Genomic DNA, 21,379 nt, shown 5'->3' with positions numbered 1-21,379 from the left:
TTTAAATTCATTTGAGTATTTAGTCATAAAAAAACTGCACCTCCAAAAGTTGTTTTGTGTCCAACTTTTGGGGTGCAGTTCAAAAACTATTAAGAGCTTTTATTTTTATTGATTACTGAGCTTTTGTTTTAATTTCTTCAAGAAGATTGTTGATAAATTCATCAGTATCCATAGTAACAGTATCTTTTTCACGACGTTTACGAACAGAAATATTTTTATTTTCTAATTCGGATTCACCTACGATAATGCTGTATGGAACTTTTTTAACTTGAGCTTCACGGATTTTGTAACCGATTTTTTCATTGCGGTCATCAACTTCTACACGAATGCCGAGGTCAAACATTTTGCGTTTGATTTCATAAGCATAATCAACATATTTATCGCTGATAGGTAAGATTTTAACCTGTACAGGAGCGAGCCATACTGGGAATGCACCAGCATAGTTTTCAATTAAAATACCGATAAAGCGTTCGATACTTCCGTATACTACACGGTGAATCATTACTGGACGATGTTTCTGACCATCTTCACCGATATAAGTGAGGTCGAATTTTTCAGGCATTAACATATCAAGCTGAATTGTACCACACTGCCAAGTACGACCAATAGAGTCAGTTAAATGGAAGTCGATTTTTGGACCATAGAAAGCGCCATCGCCTTCGTTGATAACATATTTAAGACCACGATGTTCAAGTGCATTTCTAAGTGCATTAGTTGCAGTTTCCCAAACTTCATCAGAACCCATGGAGTCTTCAGGACGTGTGCTGAGTTCTGCATGATAAGTTAAACCAAATGTGCTATAAACTTTATCAAATAAGTCAATAACTCTTTGGATTTCATCTTCAATCTGGCTAGGTAACATAAAGATATGAGCATCATCTTGAGTGAAGTTACGTACACGCATTAAACCATGTAATGCACCAGATAATTCATGACGATGTACAAGACCAAGTTCACCAAGGCGAAGTGGTAAATCACGATAGCTGTGTTGCTGTGTTAAATAAACAAGCATACCACCTGGGCAGTTCATTGGTTTAATCGCATAATCTTCACCATCAATTTTTGTGAAGTACATATTTTCTTTATAATGATCCCAGTGACCAGAAGTTTCCCAAAGTTTACGGTTCATAATCATTGGAGTTTTAATTTCCTGATAACCAAATTGACGATGAACTTCACGCCAGTAGTTGATGAGTTCGTTTCTGATTACCATACCATTTGGATGGAAGAATGGGAAGCCTGGACCTTCTTCATGTAAGCTGAATAAATCGAGTTCTTTACCGAGTTTGCGGTGATCACGTTTAGCAGCTTCTTCAAGCATTTTTAAGTAAGCATCTAAATCAGCTTGTTTTTCAAATGCTGTACCATATACACGTTGAAGCATTTTATTTTTTTCGCTACCGCGCCAATAAGCACCAGCAACAGATTGTAATTTAATAGCTTTTACTTTACCTGTAGATACTACGTGTGGACCTGCACAAAGGTCAGTGAATTCACCTTGGCTATACATAGTGATCATTGCATCTTCTGGTAAATCATTGATTAATTCTACTTTATAGCTTTCGCCTTCAGCATTGAAGAAATCAAGTGCTTCCTGACGAGTAACTTCTTTACGTACAATTGCTAAATTTTCTTTAACAATTTTTTTCATTTCTTTTTCGATTTTTGCTAAATCTTCAGTGCTAAGCTGATGATCCATATCAAAATCATAGTAAAAACCATTGTCAATTGCAGGACCAATTGCAAGTTTTACATTTTTATCGCCATAAAGACGTTTTACAGCTTGAGCTAAAATATGAGAAGCACTATGACGAAGTGCCCAACGACCATCTTCATCTTCAAAAGTTAAAATTTCTACTTGATGATCTCCATCTATAACAGTCATTAAATCTTTAGTTTCTCCATCAATTTTACAAGCTAAAGCTTTTTTTGCTAAAGAATTACTAAAGGATTTTACAAAATCAAGAACAGTAGTGCCTTCAGCTACTTCACGAACAGCACCATCTTTTAATGTGATATTTGCCATTTTATTAACCTCCTAAAAAAATAAAAAGCCTCCATCCCAAAACTAGGGACGAGGCTTGTAGTTCGCGGTTCCACCCTGTTTGCCATAAAATATGACCAACTCAAAAATGATAACGGAATTTCTCCGGCAAAACTTAATAAATAAATCTAAATTTATAGTTCAGCTTTGCAGTTTGAAAGTGGTAATCAAAGAGTATGCTTAAGAAGTTTCCAGCCTCGACTTCTCTCTCTGTAAACATATAATTCTTCAATCATGTCTTTCGCATTACTTTTACATATATCTTTATGATGTCTTCATTATAATAAAGCAATATCTCAATGTCAAGAGTTATTCTTTTTTCTCATTTCTAAAATTCCTATCAAAATAATATACTTATAAGATATTATCTATTTATTATAATATTTATTTTAATTTAAATTTAATCTATTTTTAATCTGTACTTTAATCATATTTTAATCTAATCAGATTATACTATATACATAACTCAATAAAGTTATATAAGTTTTTGCTCTCCGATAGGTTTCTCTCCCTATCGGTTTTTTTTTGCCTTCACAAGATACATATATAAAATTAAAATAATATATATACACCAAAATAAAGGAGATGTTACTATGTTTTTTGATGTAGATAAGCTACATTGGACTCGTAAACCTTTATCATTTAGTATAACTAAAGATAAAATCGAAATCATAACTTCACCTCATACTGATTTATGGCAAAGAACATATTATCACTTCAGAAATGATAATGCTCCTGTGCTACAAATGAGTACAAATGAAGAATTCTTTTCATTTACTGTTAAGACAGATTTTGATAGCAAAGTCCGATTTGACCAATGCGGTATCGTCTTATATTTAGATAGCGAAAACTGGCTCAAAGCTTCCGTTGAATATGAAAATGAAGATATTCAACATTTGGGTAGTGTTGTTACTAATAAAGGATATTCTGATTGGGCGACAACTGTTATTGATAGTTCTATAAAATCCATTTGGTATAGATTGAGTCGCCGAAAAGATGATTTTCGCATAGAATATTCTCTTAATGGCATAAATTATAATCAAATGCGCATATGTCATCTTTGGGAAGCTTCTGGTGATATCCAATTTGGCATTTATGCTTGTAGCCCAGAAAATTCTTCATTTAAAGCTACATTTACTGATTTCAAAATGACAGAATGTGTTTGGAAAGCTCACGACGGTCAACAACCTGACGAAGATATTACTTATTAAAGGAATGTTATTTTATGAATACACTTATCGCCAAAAATTTAAATATTCTCATTGATTTTTTAGCTAAAAGAGATTTAACGGCACTATCTCCCAATGAATTACAAGAAAAATACAAAATAAATCAAGCCGATTTGTTAATTTTATTCGGTGGCTCTATTCCTGAAGGTGCTGATGTATTTGCTAAAGCTCATCAACAAAATATAGCTAAAAATTATCTTTTAGTCGGCGGTGCTGGTCATACTACAGAAGCACTCCGCCAAAAAATGCAATCATCTCTAGCCGATATAGATATTTCCATAAAATCAGAAGCAGAAATTTTTGCCCTTTATCTAAAAAATAAATACAATATTACAGATTGTTTATTAGAAACTAAATCTACCAACTGCGGTAATAATATCACTAATGCTCTAGAACTTTTAAAAAATCTAGATTTAAAGCCCAAATCCATCATTTTTATGCAAGATGCTACTATGCAAAATCGCATGGACGCAGGTTTTAGAAAATATTGTCCTTGTGATACCGCTTTAATTAATTATGCCATATATAAAGTTCATTTCACTGTTCAAAATGATAAATTATGTTTAGAACAAAATAATATCTGGCAAATGTGGAATATTGATAAATATATTGAGTTACTCATGGGAGAAATTCCTCGTCTTACAGATAATATCAACGGTTATGGCCCTCAAGGTAAAAATTTTATCGCTCATGTAGATATACCACAAGAAGTCCATAATGCTTATCAATATCTATATCAACATTTAAATATCAAAACACGCCAGGCAAATTCACTTTATGCTACAAAATAAAGAAAGTGTCTACTTATTATATTTTATCTTCACGGCAAAATATAATTTAGTAGACACTTTTTTTAAGCTAAAATCTCTGTTAAAGCATCAATTAATTCATCATTTTCCTCACGAGTTCGCACTGCAAAACGCACGAAATACTCATTTAATCCTGGATAGTTTTCACAATTGCGAATAGCTATACCATATTCTAATAATTTTGCTTTTAACTCATTAGCTGTCATATTTGTTTTTTCTATATTCACTAAAATAAAATTAACAGTTGGCTCATATACTTTCAACTTATCAAAAGTTTCTAGTTCTTCATAAAGATAATTTATCTCTGTTCTTGTATATGTTCTACTGCGACGCTGATATACTTTATCCTCTAAAGCTACCATACCTGCAATCTGTGCTAAAGAATTCACATTCCATGGGTCTTTCGCCTGATAAAGTGGGTCTAAAACTTCATGGTCTGTAGCTGCAAAACCTAAGCGAAGTCCTGGTAATGCATAAAATTTAGTCAAAGAATGCAATACAAATAAATTATGATATTTTTCCACTAAAGGAAGTACGGAAAAAGCTTCACTTGTTTTGATAAAATCCATAAAAGACTCATCAACAACTACAAAACAGCCATTATTTTCAGCATGTTCAATCAAAAGTTCCATATCTTCTACAGTAAATAATGTACCTGTAGGATTATTAGGATTGCCGATAAATAAAATATCGTTGCCTTTTATATTCACAATTAAGTCTCGCATAGGAGAATTAAATTCCTGTTTTTCAGATAACATTACATAATTTATATTCGCTCCAGAAGCTTTGGCTGCTCTTTCATATTCACTAAAACCTGGAGATACAATCAATGCATTTTTAGGCTTTAATATATGGCAAAGTATATATAATAATTCTACTGCGCCATTACCTACGATAATTTTATCTGCACTGATACCATAATTTTCGGCGATTTTACCACAAAGCTCTCTTGCATCTGGCTCTGGATAATGAATTATATCATCAATATGGTCAACAATCGCTTTTTTTATATTTTTAGATAATCCATATGGATTTATATTGGCACTGAAATCTATAATTTTATCTAAATTTTCTTGTGCCATTATTTTTTTTAAATCTCCGCCATGCTCAAACTTTTGCATAATTTACTCTCTTTCTATGACAATTCCACCAGAAATCATTTTTACTAAATTTAAATAATGTAAATCAAAACATTCACTTAATATTTTTTGTTTACATTCTTCAATTAAACTTTCCTCACAATTATCATCAAATAATACACCAATGACAGTACCACTGTGAGCAACATTTACACCTATTGCCTGATAATCTTCGGATATTATCATGATATCTTCTAATTGCTTTTTATATAATATTTTCTGATTTGCATACGCACTCATAACGCAAGCTTTGCCGATATATCTATTATTTTTCTCTTTAAATCCTAAACGCAAATAATCTAAAGCTTCTTTAATTGTATTTTCATTTTCTTGATACAATCGTTTTAAATCCTTGCGACGATTAAAAGATAAAGTATCGACCTTGCCACCGCAATCAAACATCAATATCCTAATCTTTGGTGCTAACCCTAAATGCTCTAAAACTTGACCATTCAAATGATTATATCTGACAATGCCTTTACAAAAAATACCATCAGTTGGCTCAATACTTGTTGCAATCTTTGATATTTCATCTTGAGATAATATCCGTTTACAAGAAAGAGCTGTCAACTGACAAATACTTGCAATATCTGCACTACTTGAAGCCATGCCCTTTCCTGTCAACAATTCTGTAGTCAAACAAAATTTTGCATAAGATTTAGTGCCCAGATAATCAAGCGTTTTATTGCGTGCCAAACGAGCTTTATATGGTAAATAAGAAAAATATTTTGTTATACTCGCCTTGGTATACATTGAAATAGGACAAGTAACTAAAAAAGGTATATCATCAATCATGCCTTGTACTAACTCGCCACAAGAACCTGGTATTTTAACACTAAGACCCATGCAAAAATTCTCCTTAACCAATAATAAATTTATCTTCAGGATAGCGAATTTTATTTTTCTTCTTGCGAATAACAAGTGCCATCGCAAAAGAAATAATACCAATTCGTCCCATCAACATTACAAAAATAATTACAATTCTACTAGAAGCGTCCATTTCATTTATCGTGCCCGTAGGCAAACCTACAGTAGCGAACATAGATACAGACTCAAATAAGATTTTAGACAAAGCAATATCTTCTGTCAAACATAAAAACATTGACATCAAAAATACGACAATCGCACTGACAAAGAAAATACTCATCGCACGGAAAATGACAATCGGTGGTACAGTACGCTCAAAGATAACAACATCTTCACGACCGCGAATGAGCGACCAAATAGCTGCAAAGATAACAGCTATAGTAGTAGTTTTAATACCGCCACCTGTTGAAGCTGGTGAACCGCCAATAAACATCAAAAACATAATCAACAATAAACTAGGTTCTGTCAATGAACCAATATCGAGCATTGAAAATCCTGATGTTCTAGCCATTGAAGCCATGAAAGTACTTACCATAACTTTATCAAATAAACCTAAATCGCCTAAAGTATTTTGATTTCCATATTCTAAGACGAAAATAAATACACTGCCAATAAGAATTAAAAAACCAGTAGTAACAAGTACAAGTTTGCTATTAATACTTAATTTTTGCCATTTGCGTTTTTGATATATATCTAGTAAAACAGCAAAACCTAATCCGCCACAAACAACTTCTATCAATAATATCAGATTAAAAAATGGGTGAAAAATATAATTTGCAAAATTGCTTCCACCTAAAATATCAAAACCTGCATTACAAAAAGCTGATATCGAATGCCAAAAACCAAAATAAATAGCTGTGCCTACACTATAATCTTGACAAAAAATAATTGTTAAAACAACTCCACCGATAAATTCAAAAGCAACAGTCATTTTCACAATACTGATTACAAGTCGCACCACTCCTGCCACTGACCATCTTTGCAATGACTCTTGAATTAATAATCTATCTCGAAGTTGAATGCGTTTACCCATCACCACTGCCAAAATAGTAGTGATAGTCATAATTCCTAAAGCTCCAATTTGCACCAAAATAATAATTATTATTTGCCCAAATACAGAAAAATTATCACCTAAACTAAATATGGAAACACCCGATACACATACTGCTGACGCTGACATAAATAATGCATCAACAAAGCTCAAAGGCTTTATATCTACCACTGTAATCGGCAACATCAACAACATAGTACCAGTCAATATTATTATCCCATAACTACATAAAACAATCTGGTATGGATTTAATTTTCTAATATATTTCATCATTTTATTTAAACCTAAAACTTATTAATCAACCTACCCCAATACGCTCTGAAGGATATCCTATTTTAACTTTTTTTCGATTGCGCATAGCAATAGCCATCAAAAATGTAAGTACTCCTAAACGACCAATAAACATTATTAAAATTAATATGGACTTACCATAAATAGTCAAACTAGAAGTAATCCCTGTGGATAAACCTACAGTAGCCAATGCTGATGTAACTTCAAATAGTATTTTTATAAATGGAAAATCTTCTGTTAAACATAAAAACATTGTTCCTAAAACTACTAAAGCTGCTGCTATATAAAAAATAGCCAAAGACTTTACAATTAAATCATGTTCGATACGTCTTTTAAACAATGTAACTTCTTCATTGCCACGAATTATAGAGGTAACTGTCGCAAAAATTATCGCAAAAGTTGTAGTTTTTATCCCACCACCAGTAGAACCAGGAGACGCCCCTAAAAACATCAAAATGATGATAAAAAACAATGAGGCTTCATGTAATGCTCCTGTATCCATCAAAGTATATCCTGCTGTACGTGAAGTTGTAGATAAAAAAAACGTCCCTATTAACTTATGCCACCAATCCCAATTACCAATCGTATTTTCATTATTATATTCTAAAAAGAATAATACTATCGTACCAATTACCAATAAAATCAAAGTCGTCAATAAAGCAACTTTAGCATGCAAAGAAAACATCTTCCAATTATGTTTTTGGTAAAGTTCTACTGTTACACCATAACCAATACCGCCTAATATAATCAAAAAAGCGATGACTAAACAAAATAAAGGGTCAGTATTATATTTAAAAATATTAGTACCGCCAAAAATATCAAAACCAGCATTACAAAACGCCGATATAGAATGCCAAAACGCCATATATATCCCATGTAATCCATAATCAGGATATAGGCGAAAAGATAGTAGTACGCCACCTAAAAATTCAATACATAAAGTGGTCTTTACCAATAATTTAATTAATTTTACAACGCCCCCAACAGTCAACCTGTTCAATGATTCTTGAGCTATTAACCTACTTCTAAGCTGAATACGCTTTCCCAAAATCAAGGCAAATACTGTCGTCATTGTCATTACACCAAAACCGCCAATTTGAATCAACATAATAATTACTAATTGCCCAAATATAGAAAAATATTGACCAGTATCTACCACAATTAAACCCGTAACACATACAGCTGATGTTGCAGTAAATAAAGCATCTATAAATGATAGACTGCTACCATCATTAGATGCTATAGGTAACATCAATAAAAATGCACCTACTAATATTAAGCCCAAAAACGAAACAACTAAAACTTGATAAGGACTTAACATCAATAGCCAATTATTAATACTCTTGGGAATTTCTGCCTGTTGCAAAATTAATTCCTCCTAATTGTTCACTAATTGCAATAACCAAAAAGCAAAAAAGCCTATGATACCGCCAACGATAGAGCCGTTTAAACGTATCCATATCATATCTGTTTCGACTTTATCGTACACTAACTCATTTAATTGCTTATCTGTTAATCCTTCTAAAAATTTACGTGCTAATTCTAAGATTACATCTTCACCTTTTAAAGCACTACGATGAACAACATCTAATACAAAACGATTTATTTTTGATTTAAATTCATTATTTGTATTTAATTTTTCGATACATCTATCTATTTCTTCACTTAAAATCTGTTCTATTGTCTGATAAAGCTTATTCTCTCTATTATTATTAGCTAATAGATATTCACAAAAATTGCGCAAAGAATTTTGTAGAATTTTTTCCACAATGCCCATTTCCACAAAACTATCACACAAAGTATTCAAGCTATCAACCCAATTTTCATCATCGCGAATATTCATCAAAGCTTCTTCATATAAATTTATGAGATTTGCATATAATTCGCCATCTTTATCGCTGACATCATCTAATAAATCTAAAATACGTTCATGAATTATCAAAGACAATTCATCTGGGTCTAAAGTATTTGTCGCTAAAGCCAAAGATAACATCAGACCGCCTAGACCACTTTCATATTGCTTTTGATAATTTTCAAGAAAAGCATCTATTCTTGCTTTTCCTTCTCTTCCTGAAAAATATCCTTTCAAGAAATTTATACCTTTATCTACAGCGAGCTGACTATTTTCACTTTTGAGCAATATGCCCATTAAATTATGTGATAAATCACCCATAGACTCTTTTAAAATAAGCTGAGCTATTTTTTCACTGTTTTTTTGTGCTACTTTAGCAGTATCTATTTCAGCGATTTTTTTCACTAAAAACTGCATAACTTCATTTAATATATATTTTTTATTATCAGGATTTTTAGCCCAATTTAAGCCCCATGATAATAAATCAGCATTGCATATACGTCTATAAATTTTGCGCTTAGATAAAAATTCTGTCTGCAACATTCTCACGCAAGAATTTATAAAGGCATCTCTACGTCTTGGCAATATAGCTGTATGAAAAGGAAATCCTAGTGGCTTTTTAAATAAAGCTGTAACTGCAAACCAGTCCGCAATCCCACCAACTAAACTCGCTTCACTGCAAAATAATAACAATTCGAAAATAATATATTGTGGATATAAAGTTCTTAAAGCTAAAATTACTAAAAAACAAACAAATAATACACATAATGTTTTATCTGCTCTATTAAATCTATCCATTATCCGCACATCCTTTCCACAACAAAGGATATTACATATAATCCCATACCAGCAATAGCACCAACTACAGAACCGTTTATACGTATCATTTGAAGGTCATCACCAACACGTTTTTCTACTAAATCGACAAATTCTTGCTGTGAATACTTCATCAATTCATCTTTAATATAATCTAAGCCCCATTGTGAATTATTTTGAATTATCTTCGTTATTGTATTAATGAAAAACTTATTTAATTTAGCCTGCATTTCATCATCTACAGCTAATTTAGCAATAAGATTATCTAGATAATCTTCAATCTGCTTCCATAATTGTTCTCTATTTTCGCTATTTTGACAGAAATTATCAATTAAAGACACTAAATTATCGCTAAAATCAAATTTCTTTACGAAAAAGTAATGTTCTAATTGAGCAACTTTTTGCTTATAGCCATTTCTACTGCCTAGAATTTCTATTTTTTCTGCAAGTAAAGTTTTTAAATGCTCACGTTCTTTACTGTCATAATCCAGTAATAAATTCGTATATTCATCTAATTTTTTATTTAACTTTTGCGTCAAATTTTCACTAGATAAATCCATCATTTCAAACATAAAACTACGTTTTTGACTATCTTTTACATATTTTTCTTTGATAATGCTTACATTATCGTCAATTAGTTTATGCATGAAATCCTTTGCCAACAATTCAGGCACTGTAGCTCTAACCATTTTTATGATATGGTCTATACATTTATCCCCTGCTGGTGTCTTGATAAAATCTAGTAAAAATTGAATGATAATCCTTGCTATATTAAAATTCTTACGACGACTCTTCAAGGCACTTGCCAATGAATAACCTACTTTTTTCGTATCAAGTGAATTAATTACCTGCATAACTAATTCTTTTAATGCTACTTTGGCTTTTTCTTTGCCACCTCTTTGAGCGTACTCTACTACCATCATTGCCATATTATAATTTTTAATATTATTAATGATGTATTCTGGATTTAATAAATCTCTACCGATAAATTTTACTATCTCGTCCATGATACGTTCACGATTACGAGGTAATATCTCTGTACGATAAGAGATAAAGCCCAGTGGTTTTCTAAATAGAGCTGTAACTGCAAACCAATCCGCTAAACCACCGATTAAGGCAGCCAAAAATCCATGATTTAGCAATAAGCCCCAAAAAGAATCTAATTTATATGTAGCAATAAATCCCAAAAACATGATAACTAAAACCAATGTAGCCTGTGTTTTTTTCGACATAATAACCCTCCCTTATTCAAATAATATAAAGATATTATACCGCAAAAGCCATGTTTATAAAATATTGTTGCTAAATTAACTGCCATATCAAACTATAAATCAAACAAAAATAAAGATTATTTAAGCTAAATAAATCAACCTAAATAATCTTTATTTCATTAAATATTATAAGATATAACTAAATTTATGATTAATAATTTAAGATAATCTCATTTTAAAATCTTCATAACCAAAAGATTTTACTACTTCAATAGTATCATCTTCATGTAAAACAGCAATATCTGGAAGTGGCATACCATTGAAGGTATTATTTTTTACCATGGAATAAATAGCCATATCGCAGAAAATAATTTTATCGCCAACTTTTAAAGGTTTATCAAAAGAATATTCCCCTATGATATCACCTGCAAGACAAGTAGGGCCACCAAAACGGTAAGTATATGCTTTTTCATTTGGTTTTCCTGAATTAATTACATTTGGTCTATATGGCATTTCCAATACATCAGGCATATGACAAGCAGCAGAAGTATCTAAAATTGCAATATCTATGTCATTGTGAATAAGCTCTAAGACTTCACTGACTAAATAACCTGCATTTAATGCCACAGCTTCACCAGGTTCTAAATAAATTTCTAAATCATATTTTTCTTTCATATGATTAATGCAATTTATTAAAAGTTCAATATCATAATCTTCACGAGTGATATGATGACCACCACCAAAATTGAGCCATTTTAAATCATATAGATATTTGCCAAATTTAGCTTCAATAGCATCTAATGTAGTTTTTAAATCATCAGAATTTTGTTCGCAAAGTGTATGGAAATGAAGCCCTTTCAATCCTTCTAACTTTTCTGGTTCAAAATTATCAAGTGTAACACCTAAGCGAGAACCTTTGGCACATGGGTCATAAATATCATGTCCTTCTTGTGTAGAACATTCTGGATTAATGCGAATACCACATTCTTTGCCTTTAGCTAAAGCTATATCTTTATATTTTTCCCATTGGTTAAAAGAATTAAAAATTATATGGTCGCAAATCTCCACGATTTCAGCAAAATCTTTTTCTTTATATGCTGGGGAAAATATGTGATTTTCTTTATCCTTCATGAATTCATGAGCTAATTTAGCTTCAAAAATCCCACTTGCTGTAGCACCTTTTAGATATTTGCCAATCATAGGATAAAAATAAAACATGGAAAAAGCTTTTTGAGCAAGTAAAATATGACAACCTGTTCTATCTTGTACCATTTTTAAAACTTCAAGATTTTCACGAAGTTTTTTCTCGTCCATAACATAACTAGGAGTTGCTACATTTTGTAATTTTTCTTCTAATTTCACTAAATCACTTCCTTAAAATTGTTTTTAATTCTAAATCAAAATCTCAATTTATTTAAATAAGACAGTACACCAATGGCATACTGTCTTATTTTTATTAAAAATATATTTTATTCTACTAAATCAGGATTGAAGCTTTCTTTCCATGGAAGGCCCCATTTATTAAGAGCGTCCATAAATGGATCTGGATCAAATTCTTCAATATTATATACGCCTGGTTTTTTCCATGTGCCGTTCATGATGAGCATTGCACCAATCATTGCTGGAACACCAGTTGTATAAGAGATTGCTTGAGAGCCAACTTCTTTGTAGCATTCTTGATGGTCGCAAACATTGTATAAATAATATGTTTTATCTTTACCATCTTTTTTACCTTGGAAAATACAGCCGATATTTGTTTTACCTACTGTACGAGGGCCAAGACTAGCTGGATCTGGAAGTACAGCTTTTAAGAATTGAAGTGGCACAATTTTATGACCTTCAAATTCGATAGGTTCGATAGAAGTCATACCTACATTTTCTAAACATTTTAAATGAGTTAAATAAGACTGACCAAAAGTCATGAAGAAACGAATACGTTTGATACCTTTGATATTTAAGCCCAAAGATTCAAGTTCTTCATGGTGAAGTAAATACATGTCTTTTTCGCCAATTTCTGGGAAATTGTACACGCGTTTTATTTCCATAGGTTTAGTTTCTACCCATTTACCATCTTCCCAGTAGCTACCATTAGCAGAAACTTCACGGATATTGATTTCAGGATTAAAGTTTGTAGCAAATGGATATCCATGATCACCTGCATTACAATCCAAGATATCAATATAGTTAATTTCATCAAAATGATGTTTCATTGCATAAGCAGAGAATACGCCTGTTACACCTGGGTCAAAACCACTGCCTAAAAGTGCAGTAATTCCAGCTTTTTCAAAGCGTTCACGATAAGCCCACTGCCATTTATATTCAAATTTAGCAGTATCTAATGGTTCATAATTTGCAGTATCTACATAATGAACTTTAGTAGCAAGACAAGCGTCCATGATTGTTAAATCTTGATATGGAAGAGCTAAGTTAATTACTACATCTGGCTTGAATTCATTGATTAAGTTAATAAGTTGATTTACATCATCAGCATCTACTTGAGCTGTAGTAATTTTTGTTTTGCCACCGCTTAATTTTTCTTTTAAAGCATCACATTTGCTTTTTGTACGGCTAGCAATACAGATTTCTTCGAATACATCACTATTTTGACAACATTTATGGATAGTAACACTTGCTACGCCACCACAACCAATAATTAGAGCTTTACCCATTTGGCAAATTCCCCCTTTTATAAAAATTTATTTATTATTTATATTATAATCTAAAGCCAATAAATATTCACGTAGTAATTTTAAAGCAGTAGCTGTAGAGATACCACTTTGGTCATATGGTGGAGATAATTCTACCATATCACAGCCTACTACATTGCATTTATTAGCTACTAAATTCATTGCACGACGAAGTTCATCAAAAGATACTCCACCTGCTTCTGGTGTACCAGTTCCAGGGAATACAGCTGCATCTAATACATCTAAATCCACTGTAAAGTAAACAGGTTTTCCTTTTAATTTTTCTACAACATCTTCCAAACCTACAAAATCAAAACGTCTAGTCTGTACATGCTCTTTGCCCCAAGCAAATTCAGCACGTTCACCACTTCTGATACCGAATTGATAAATTTTATTATCGCCAACGATATCCCATACACGATGAAGCACTGTAGCATGAGATAATTTAGCTCCTAAATAATCATCACGAAGGTCAGCATGTGCATCAAAATGAATGATATGCAAATCATCATATTTTTCGGCTACAGCACGTACACTGCCTAAAGTAACTAGATGTTCGCCACCGATCATAAGTGGAATTTTACCATCATTTACAATCTGACGTGTAAAATCTTCAATATCTTTTAGTGCATTTTCCACACTGCCAAAAGGAAGTTCTAAATCTCCGCCATCAAAAACATAGGCATCTTCTAAATCTAAATCAAGATATGGGCTAAAAGTTTCAAGACCATATGACTCTGCTCTCATAGTACGACTAGCAAAACGAGTCCCTGGTCTATATGAAGTTGTAGAGTCAAATGGTGCGCCAAATAAAACTATTTTCGCTTCATCATATTCTCTATCACAACCTAAAAATGTCTCAATGTTTTTCTTCAACATCTTCCATTAATTCCTCCACATAATTTGGTAATGCAAATGATGCATTGTGTAAGTTCGCATTATAATAACGAGTTTTCAAACCTAAAGCATTCCATCTTTTAGCATCAAAATCTAAAACTGGGTGATACTTTTTGGACGCAAAGCCAAATAACCAATGACCTGATGGATAAGTAGGGATATGTGCTTGATATACTCTACTTATAGGGAAAGATTTTACAATGCGTTGATGGGCGCGTTGCATAGCAAAAGCATCTTCATCATAAAATGGACTTTCATGCTGATTTACCATAATGCCATCTTCTTTTAATGCTTTATAGCAATTTCCATAAAATTCCTTAGTGAATAAACCTTCCCCAGGGCCAAATGGATCTGTAGAATCAACGATGATTAAATCATATTCATTATTACAATGGCGAATGAATTTCAAACCATCTTCAAAATAACAATGCAAACGTTCATCATCAAAACTGCAAGCTGTCTGTGGTAAATATTTACGGGAAATATCCACAACACGCTCATCAATTTCTACTAAATCCACTGACTCTACATTTTTATAACGCAATAATTCACGAGCTGTACCACCATCGCCACCACCAATGATAAGTACTCTCTTTGGATTAGGATGTACTGCCATAGGTACATGCACTATCATTTCATGATAAATGAATTCATCTTTTTCAGTTAGCATTACATAGCCATCTAATACCATCATGCGACCAAATTCTTTAGACTCAAAAATATCTATACGCTGAAACTCAGTCTGTTCAGAATGAAGTTGTTTATCAATCTGAATAGAAAACTTTACATACGGTGTATGTAATTCACTGAACCATAAATCCATTTATCTATCACTCCTTAATTACATTTAAACGTTTTATTTCCATATCTTCAGGGCCTGTCATGGAACAGCCTTTATCTTTAGCATAGTGAATATATTCCAAAATCTCTGGTGTAATTAATTCCCCTGGTGCCAAAATCGGTATCCCAGGAGGATAACACATTACAAATTCACTGCATACTTTACCACAGCTTTCATCTAATGGTAAAGATACTTTTTCACTATAAAAGGCATCTTGTGGTCCACACATTACTTTAGGGCTGATATATTCAGCTTCTAACATGCCCTTATGGTCTTTTTTATAATTTCTGCGAATTTCTGCTAACGCACTTACTAAGCGTTCAATATCTTTTGCTCTATCACCGACTGATACATAAGCAAGTAAATTGCCGATATCGCCAAATTCTGCTTGAATATCGTATTCATCACGCAATAAATCATATACTTCAATACCAGCAAGACCTACAGGTAATGTATAAATGGCTAATTTAGTGGTATCAAAATCAAAAACACTATCGCCATTTATCTTTTCATCTGCATAAGCATAATAATCACCGATATTATTGATTTCTTGTCGTGCATAATCTACTAAATCTATAACAAAATCAAAAATTTCACTGCCATGTACGGCTAAATTAGAACGAGAAATATCAAGGCTAGACATCAATAAATATGAACCACTTGTAGTTTGTGTCAAATTTATAATCTGATGAACATAACCTGCTTTTACATTTTTACCAGTGAGCAAAAACGAACTTTGTGTAAGTGAGCCACCTGATTTATGCATACTTACTGCTGCCATATCAGCTCCCGCATGAATAGCTGCTATAGGTAATCGTTTATTAAAATAAAAATGTGTTCCATGTGCTTCGTCAGCCAAAACTAACATATTATGTTCATGGGCTACTTTTATAATTTCTTTTAAATTAGAACAAATACCATAATATGTTGGATTATTTACTAAAACTGCTTTAGCATCTGGATTTTCTCTTATAGCTTTTTTTACTTCCTCAACTGACATACCGAGCGATATACCAAGTTGTTTATCCATCTGCGGATTAATATATATTGGAATAGCTCCACACAAAATCATCGCATTTATAGCGCTACGGTGAACATTTCGCGGTAAAATAATCTTATCTCCACGCTTACATGCTGTTAAAATCATCGTTTGTACAGCTGACGTTGTTCCACCTACCATGAAAAAGGCATGTTCTGCTCCAAAAGCATCTGCTGCTAATTCCTCAGCCTCTTTGATTACAGAAACTGGGTGACATAAATTGTCTAATGGTTTCATTGAATTTACATCTACAGATAAACATTTTTCGCCTAAAAAATTTAATAAAGCTTTATTACCTCTACCTCTTTTATGCCCTGGCACATCAAAAGGTACTACACGCATTTTTTTAAATCTTTCTAAAGCTTCCAAAACAGGCATTTTCTTTTGTGCTTGTCTATCCAATAATTTCACCAACCTTCTTTAATCAATCATTTAAGATTTATCAAAAAACATTTGTACCACTAAAAATCTCTAACATCTCACGACGCAAACGATTGCTTATTTCCAATCTAGTTTTTGGTGGTATTTCATAAATATCAGTATTAAATAAGTAATTACTTAATTCTGGTTCTTTAATCAACATTCTTGTATGAAATAAATTAGCCTGATACACATTTATATCCATTGCATCATAATTCAATAAAGTATCTGGCATAATATAATCTTGAATAGATGTTATTTTATGGTCCATAAATAACTTTCTACCACTGACATCACGAGTAAAACCTCGTACACGATAATCCATCGTTATGATATCAGAATCAAAATTTCCAATTAAATAATCAAGTGTGCTAAGTGGTGTAATCTCTCCACAAGTAGAAACATCTATATCCACTCTAAATGTAGCTATGCTTGTTTCTGGATGATATTCTGGATACGTATGCACAGTGATATGACTTTTATCCAAATGACCTAAAACAGTCTTACTACTCACACAATCTTCCACTTCATCATTTTTTGCCAAACGCATATTTTCATCCGCCAAGAGAATTGTTACACTAGCTCCTTGCGGATCATAATCTTGACTAGAAACATTAAGCACTCTAGCTCCTATCATTTCTGCTACATTTGTTAAAATTTTTGTCAAACGTTCTGAATTATATTGTTCATCTATATATTTTATATAATCACGCTGTTCTCTTGGTGTTTTAGCATAGCAAACATCATAAATATTAAAGCTTAAAGACTTTGTCAAATTATTAAATCCATATAGTTTTAATTTTTCGGACACCTAATATCTATCCCTCTTCTAATATATATTTAGGTTAATAAAGGCAAACCTATAAACCTTTTATTCAATCTTTGCTTGTATGTTTTTCTGGCATCTTTATAGTAAAACCTCGTCCTGCAACCTCTGACGTATCTGTAATAATCATAAAAGCCGTTGGATCTATAGCATTTACTATAAGTTTCACCTTGCTTACCTGTGTCAAATTCACCACTGCAAAAATTACTTTTTGACTTTTATGACTATATGCGCCTTCTCCATTTAAAAATGTAACGCCACGTCCAATATGTTGAATAATAGTCCAGCCAATAATTTCTGAAAATGGTGATATAATTATTATCAATTTTTTACGGTTAAAACCAGCTACTACTTTATTAGTGATTTCACCAACAATATACATATTTATTAAAGTATATAAACCAATAGAAACATTGAATAATACTATACCTATTAAAATAATAATCAAGTTAAAACCAAATACTACTGTCCCCAAGTCAAGAGAGTAATATTTTTTAATAACAGCACCTAATACATCAAAGCCTCCGCCATTGGAATTAGCTCTAAATACAATACCACAACCTATACCTACAAGTACACCACCAAAAACAGAATTAAGTATAGGATCTTCTACTAAATGATAGTTTCCAATAAAACTTGTAGCATCAATGGCTACAGATAACATTACTGTTCCAATAATCGTATCAATCGCATATAATTTACCAAAAACTCTATATGCTAAATATACAATTGGGATATTATATACTATTAATTGTAAACCAATCGGTAAATCAATTATATAGTAAACAATAACAGCAATACCGCTGAGTCCACTAGCAAGCAACTTCGCAGGAATAATAAACGTACTATAACCTAAACCTGCAATTAACGAGCCAATTAAGATTTTTAAGTAACGCCAAATATGTGTGTTTGCTAATTCTGACATATGTCTCATCTTTCTCCTCCTATAAAATTTCAAAGTTATGTAAATCTCAGCAAGATGTATTTTAACATATTTAAATTATTATTTGTACCATTTTCACATATTCTTAACAATTCCAAAATAATACTATAAATAAGACTATTTTTCTACTAAAATATTTCTTTTATCAAAATCCATTTTTTTATTATTCCGTTTACCAATCTCTCTATTATTTATTTTAACTTATCTAATTATATAAAGCTATTCTAAAAAAATTTTATTTTTATTTCTATATTGAAATTGATTATCATTTATGTTATATTATATATGAGCTTTTCCTTGACTCTCCAATTATGATATATATACAAGCAAAAAAGGCACGAAATAACGTGTCTTTTTTTGTTGTCTATAAATATCCAACAAAAAATTTCATATTTTATTTAATTTTAGTATTGAAAATCATTATCATTTATGTTATATTAAATACAAGCTTTTCCTTAGCTCTCCAATATAATATATACACACAAAAAAAGACACGAGATAACGTGTCTTTTTTTGTATTTATTTTACTTTATCTCCAAAACTATTTATTTAAATCTTCTACTGCTTGACCTGCACCCATGATAGCAACTAAAGAATGTTCAAAAGTCAATGCACCTTGAAGATAAACATTATATGGTTCACGAATAGGTCCATCTGCACTAAGTTCAATAGAAGCCCCTTGCACAAAAGTACCAGCTGCCATGATAACCTGATCTTCATAGCCTGGCATATCCCAAGGTTCTGGAGCTGCATAAGAATCAACTGGAGAATATTTTTGAATACCTTGACAAAAAGCAACTAATTTTTCTTTGCTACCCATTTCAATAGCTTGAATAATATCATTTCTCTTTGTATCTGGTGCAGGTAATGTTTTAAATCCTAATAAATCAAAAAATGCAGCAGCAAAAATCGCAGATTTTACAGCTTGAGCGACAACATGTGGTGCTAAGAATAATCCTTGGAATAATAAACGATTATTTGCAAGAGAAGCACCAAGTTCTGCTCCCATACCTGGAGAAGTCATGCGATAAGACGCAAGTTCTACTAAATCTTTTCTACCTACAATATATCCACCTGTTGGTGCAATACCGCCACCTGGATTTTTAATTAAAGAACCAGCAATAATATCAGCACCTACTTCAATAGGTTCTTTTGTATCTGTAAATTCACCATAACAATTATCTACATAGCAAATACAATTAGGATTGATTTCTTTGACGAATTTGCAAATTTCACCAATTTCATCTACGCTTAAACTTGGACGCATCATATAACCACAAGAACGCTGAATAACTACCATCTTAGTTTTTGTAGTAATTTTTTCTTTAGCTACATCAAAATCAACACGACCATCTTTTAATGGCACTTCATCATATAAAATACCAAATTCTTTTAATGAACCTGGGCTATCTGTTGCATAACCAATTACTGTTTGCATAGTATCATATGGTGTTCCTGTAATATATATCAACTGATCACCAGGGCGCAATATACCAAATAAAACAGTAGCTAAAGCATGTGTACCAGATACAAATTGTGTACGTACTAAAGCCGCTTCTGCTTTGAAGACTTCTGCATATAATTCTTCAATTTTATTTCTACCAATATCATCATAAGCATATCCAGATGTTGTATTAAAATGCGCTTCAGACACTTTTACTTTTCTCATAGCATCAAGAATTTTTAAAGTATTAAATTCTGCTATTTCATCAGGACGAGCAAAATATTCTTTGCATAAAGCCAAAGCTTTTTGTCTAGTTTCAATAATTTTTTCAGAAAATGCCATTTTTTTCTCCTATTATTTTTCCTTAAAATTTAATCATGATATTTGATTTATCCTAGCAATAAAAAATAAGCTGCTTAATACTAAGCAGCTTATTTTTTATAATGTCCGTTAAGACCATTAAGCACGCTGGATTTTACCAGAACGCATGCAGCTAGTGCAAACATTAACACGTTTAACTTCACCGTCAACTACAGCACGTACACGCTGAATGTTTGGTTTCCAAGTGCGTTTAGTTTTTAAATGAGAATGGCTTACATTCATTCCTGCTCTTTCACCTTTAGCGCAGATTTCGCAAACATTTGCCATTTAGCACACCTCCTTAAGGAATGGAAGATAGAAAATAATTACTAAGTCATGAACTGCCTTCTATAATAATAGAAATAATTTACATATTATAATAGTTGACTTCTTGCTTCATCAAGTTCGTTACCTACTATCTCCACAAGCTTAAATTCGGGTTGTTCTTGCCCTATTGTCTTGACGACTACATATTTATTATATCTAATAAAAATCATGTCGTACTTTTAAAAAACACAGTGCTAACATTATATCACAGAAAGAATTTAAATTGCAAGCATTTTATTTACATATATCTCTATTTATATGCTCATTTACTTGTAAATCAATACAA

General features: G+C 32.0%; 18 protein-coding genes and 1 other annotated feature. Of the genes, 2 read left to right on the top strand and 16 right to left on the bottom strand.

The window, feature by feature from the left end:
• Nucleotides 1–112 precede the first annotated feature (112 nt).
• On the bottom strand, nt 113–2,026 hold the full coding sequence (gene thrS, locus AC5LAX_RS00180; RefSeq protein ID WP_008538468.1) for a threonine--tRNA ligase: 1,914 nt from the start codon (nt 2,024–2,026) through the stop codon (nt 113–115).
• A gap of 41 nt (nt 2,027–2,067) precedes the next feature.
• Nucleotides 2,068–2,300: a binding site (T-box leader), on the bottom strand.
• A gap of 337 nt (nt 2,301–2,637) precedes the next feature.
• Between thrS and AC5LAX_RS00175 the strand changes: the two genes are divergently transcribed.
• The gene (locus tag AC5LAX_RS00175; protein WP_288909217.1) at nt 2,638–3,255 is read left to right on the top strand and encodes a DUF1349 domain-containing protein; all 618 of its coding nucleotides are present in this window, start codon (nt 2,638–2,640) and stop codon (nt 3,253–3,255) included.
• Between the two features lie 14 nt (nt 3,256–3,269).
• Nucleotides 3,270–4,064: a YdcF family protein gene (locus AC5LAX_RS00170; RefSeq protein WP_288909216.1), complete on the top strand. Its 795-nt coding sequence runs from the start codon at nt 3,270–3,272 to the stop codon at nt 4,062–4,064.
• A 62-nt stretch (nt 4,065–4,126) separates the two neighbouring features.
• On the opposite strand, the gene cobD is transcribed toward AC5LAX_RS00170, so the two are convergent.
• From cobD to rpmB, 15 genes are all read right to left on the bottom strand, one after another.
• Complete coding sequence (cobD, locus tag AC5LAX_RS00165) at nt 4,127–5,203, bottom strand: threonine-phosphate decarboxylase CobD (RefSeq protein WP_288909215.1); 1,077 nt, start codon at nt 5,201–5,203, stop codon at nt 4,127–4,129.
• Between the two features lie 3 nt (nt 5,204–5,206).
• Entirely contained in the window at nt 5,207–6,067 is an 861-nt protein-coding gene (locus AC5LAX_RS00160; protein ID WP_288909214.1) for a hypothetical protein, read from the bottom strand.
• A 13-nt stretch (nt 6,068–6,080) separates the two neighbouring features.
• Nucleotides 6,081–7,412 (bottom strand): TrkH family potassium uptake protein, encoded by a 1,332-nt coding sequence (locus tag AC5LAX_RS00155; protein WP_278849515.1) that lies wholly within the window; start codon nt 7,410–7,412, stop codon nt 6,081–6,083.
• A gap of 25 nt (nt 7,413–7,437) precedes the next feature.
• Entirely contained in the window at nt 7,438–8,796 is a 1,359-nt protein-coding gene (locus AC5LAX_RS00150) for a TrkH family potassium uptake protein (RefSeq protein WP_288909213.1), read from the bottom strand.
• Nucleotides 8,797–8,808: 12 nt separating this feature from the next.
• On the bottom strand, nt 8,809–10,080 hold the full coding sequence (locus AC5LAX_RS00145; protein ID WP_115151195.1) for a DUF445 domain-containing protein: 1,272 nt from the start codon (nt 10,078–10,080) through the stop codon (nt 8,809–8,811).
• The gene (locus tag AC5LAX_RS00140; RefSeq protein WP_288909212.1) at nt 10,080–11,330 is read right to left on the bottom strand and encodes a DUF445 domain-containing protein; all 1,251 of its coding nucleotides are present in this window, start codon (nt 11,328–11,330) and stop codon (nt 10,080–10,082) included. The genes AC5LAX_RS00145 and AC5LAX_RS00140 overlap by 1 nt, the downstream gene beginning before the upstream one ends.
• A gap of 198 nt (nt 11,331–11,528) precedes the next feature.
• On the bottom strand, nt 11,529–12,671 hold the full coding sequence (gene nspC / locus AC5LAX_RS00135) for a carboxynorspermidine decarboxylase (RefSeq protein ID WP_091693408.1): 1,143 nt from the start codon (nt 12,669–12,671) through the stop codon (nt 11,529–11,531).
• 107 nt (nt 12,672–12,778) lie between these two features.
• Complete coding sequence (locus tag AC5LAX_RS00130; RefSeq protein ID WP_008538479.1) at nt 12,779–13,978, bottom strand: saccharopine dehydrogenase family protein; 1,200 nt, start codon at nt 13,976–13,978, stop codon at nt 12,779–12,781.
• A 27-nt stretch (nt 13,979–14,005) separates the two neighbouring features.
• Nucleotides 14,006–14,875, bottom strand: a complete 870-nt coding sequence (speB, locus tag AC5LAX_RS00125; RefSeq protein WP_018999177.1) for an agmatinase — start codon at nt 14,873–14,875, stop codon at nt 14,006–14,008.
• The gene (gene speE, locus AC5LAX_RS00120; protein WP_018999176.1) at nt 14,856–15,716 is read right to left on the bottom strand and encodes a polyamine aminopropyltransferase; all 861 of its coding nucleotides are present in this window, start codon (nt 15,714–15,716) and stop codon (nt 14,856–14,858) included. The genes speB and speE overlap by 20 nt, the downstream gene beginning before the upstream one ends.
• Nucleotides 15,717–15,723: 7 nt before the next feature.
• On the bottom strand, nt 15,724–17,151 hold the full coding sequence (locus AC5LAX_RS00115) for an aminotransferase class I/II-fold pyridoxal phosphate-dependent enzyme (RefSeq protein WP_177159339.1): 1,428 nt from the start codon (nt 17,149–17,151) through the stop codon (nt 15,724–15,726).
• Between the two features lie 64 nt (nt 17,152–17,215).
• Nucleotides 17,216–18,004 (bottom strand): adenosylmethionine decarboxylase, encoded by a 789-nt coding sequence (gene speD / locus AC5LAX_RS00110; RefSeq protein ID WP_008538483.1) that lies wholly within the window; start codon nt 18,002–18,004, stop codon nt 17,216–17,218.
• A 64-nt stretch (nt 18,005–18,068) separates the two neighbouring features.
• Nucleotides 18,069–18,953 carry a YitT family protein gene (locus AC5LAX_RS00105; RefSeq protein ID WP_118204346.1) on the bottom strand — a complete coding sequence of 295 codons (885 nt, stop codon included), beginning with the start codon at nt 18,951–18,953 and terminating at the stop codon, nt 18,069–18,071.
• Nucleotides 18,954–19,503: 550 nt separating this feature from the next.
• The gene (locus AC5LAX_RS00100; RefSeq protein WP_091693403.1) at nt 19,504–20,748 is read right to left on the bottom strand and encodes a methionine gamma-lyase family protein; all 1,245 of its coding nucleotides are present in this window, start codon (nt 20,746–20,748) and stop codon (nt 19,504–19,506) included.
• 117 nt (nt 20,749–20,865) lie between these two features.
• On the bottom strand, nt 20,866–21,054 hold the full coding sequence (gene rpmB / locus AC5LAX_RS00095; RefSeq protein WP_008538486.1) for a 50S ribosomal protein L28: 189 nt from the start codon (nt 21,052–21,054) through the stop codon (nt 20,866–20,868).
• Between the last annotated feature and the right edge of the window lie 325 nt (nt 21,055–21,379).

Source organism: Megamonas sp., from assembly GCF_986095205.1.
Note: the sequence above shows the minus strand (reverse complement) of the source record. Positions and strands in the feature narration are given on the sequence as shown.

What these genes read in the sequence shown, in the direction of transcription:
- thrS (WP_008538468.1), bottom strand. Translation starts at nt 2,026, where the DNA reads ATGGCAAATATCACATTAAAAGATGGTGCTGTTCGTGAAGTAGCTGAA.
- AC5LAX_RS00175 (WP_288909217.1), top strand. Translation starts at nt 2,638, where the DNA reads ATGTTTTTTGATGTAGATAAGCTACATTGGACTCGTAAACCTTTATCA.
- AC5LAX_RS00170 (WP_288909216.1), top strand. Translation starts at nt 3,270, where the DNA reads ATGAATACACTTATCGCCAAAAATTTAAATATTCTCATTGATTTTTTA.
- cobD (WP_288909215.1), bottom strand. Translation starts at nt 5,203, where the DNA reads ATGCAAAAGTTTGAGCATGGCGGAGATTTAAAAAAAATAATGGCACAA.
- AC5LAX_RS00160 (WP_288909214.1), bottom strand. Translation starts at nt 6,067, where the DNA reads ATGGGTCTTAGTGTTAAAATACCAGGTTCTTGTGGCGAGTTAGTACAA.
- AC5LAX_RS00155 (WP_278849515.1), bottom strand. Translation starts at nt 7,412, where the DNA reads ATGATGAAATATATTAGAAAATTAAATCCATACCAGATTGTTTTATGT.
- AC5LAX_RS00145 (WP_115151195.1), bottom strand. Translation starts at nt 10,080, where the DNA reads ATGGATAGATTTAATAGAGCAGATAAAACATTATGTGTATTATTTGTT.
- AC5LAX_RS00140 (WP_288909212.1), bottom strand. Translation starts at nt 11,330, where the DNA reads ATGTCGAAAAAAACACAGGCTACATTGGTTTTAGTTATCATGTTTTTG.
- AC5LAX_RS00130 (WP_008538479.1), bottom strand. Translation starts at nt 13,978, where the DNA reads ATGGGTAAAGCTCTAATTATTGGTTGTGGTGGCGTAGCAAGTGTTACT.
- speB (WP_018999177.1), bottom strand. Translation starts at nt 14,875, where the DNA reads ATGTTGAAGAAAAACATTGAGACATTTTTAGGTTGTGATAGAGAATAT.
- speE (WP_018999176.1), bottom strand. Translation starts at nt 15,716, where the DNA reads ATGGATTTATGGTTCAGTGAATTACATACACCGTATGTAAAGTTTTCT.
- AC5LAX_RS00115 (WP_177159339.1), bottom strand. Translation starts at nt 17,151, where the DNA reads ATGCCTGTTTTGGAAGCTTTAGAAAGATTTAAAAAAATGCGTGTAGTA.
- AC5LAX_RS00105 (WP_118204346.1), bottom strand. Translation starts at nt 18,953, where the DNA reads ATGAGACATATGTCAGAATTAGCAAACACACATATTTGGCGTTACTTA.
- AC5LAX_RS00100 (WP_091693403.1), bottom strand. Translation starts at nt 20,748, where the DNA reads ATGGCATTTTCTGAAAAAATTATTGAAACTAGACAAAAAGCTTTGGCT.
- rpmB (WP_008538486.1), bottom strand. Translation starts at nt 21,054, where the DNA reads ATGGCAAATGTTTGCGAAATCTGCGCTAAAGGTGAAAGAGCAGGAATG.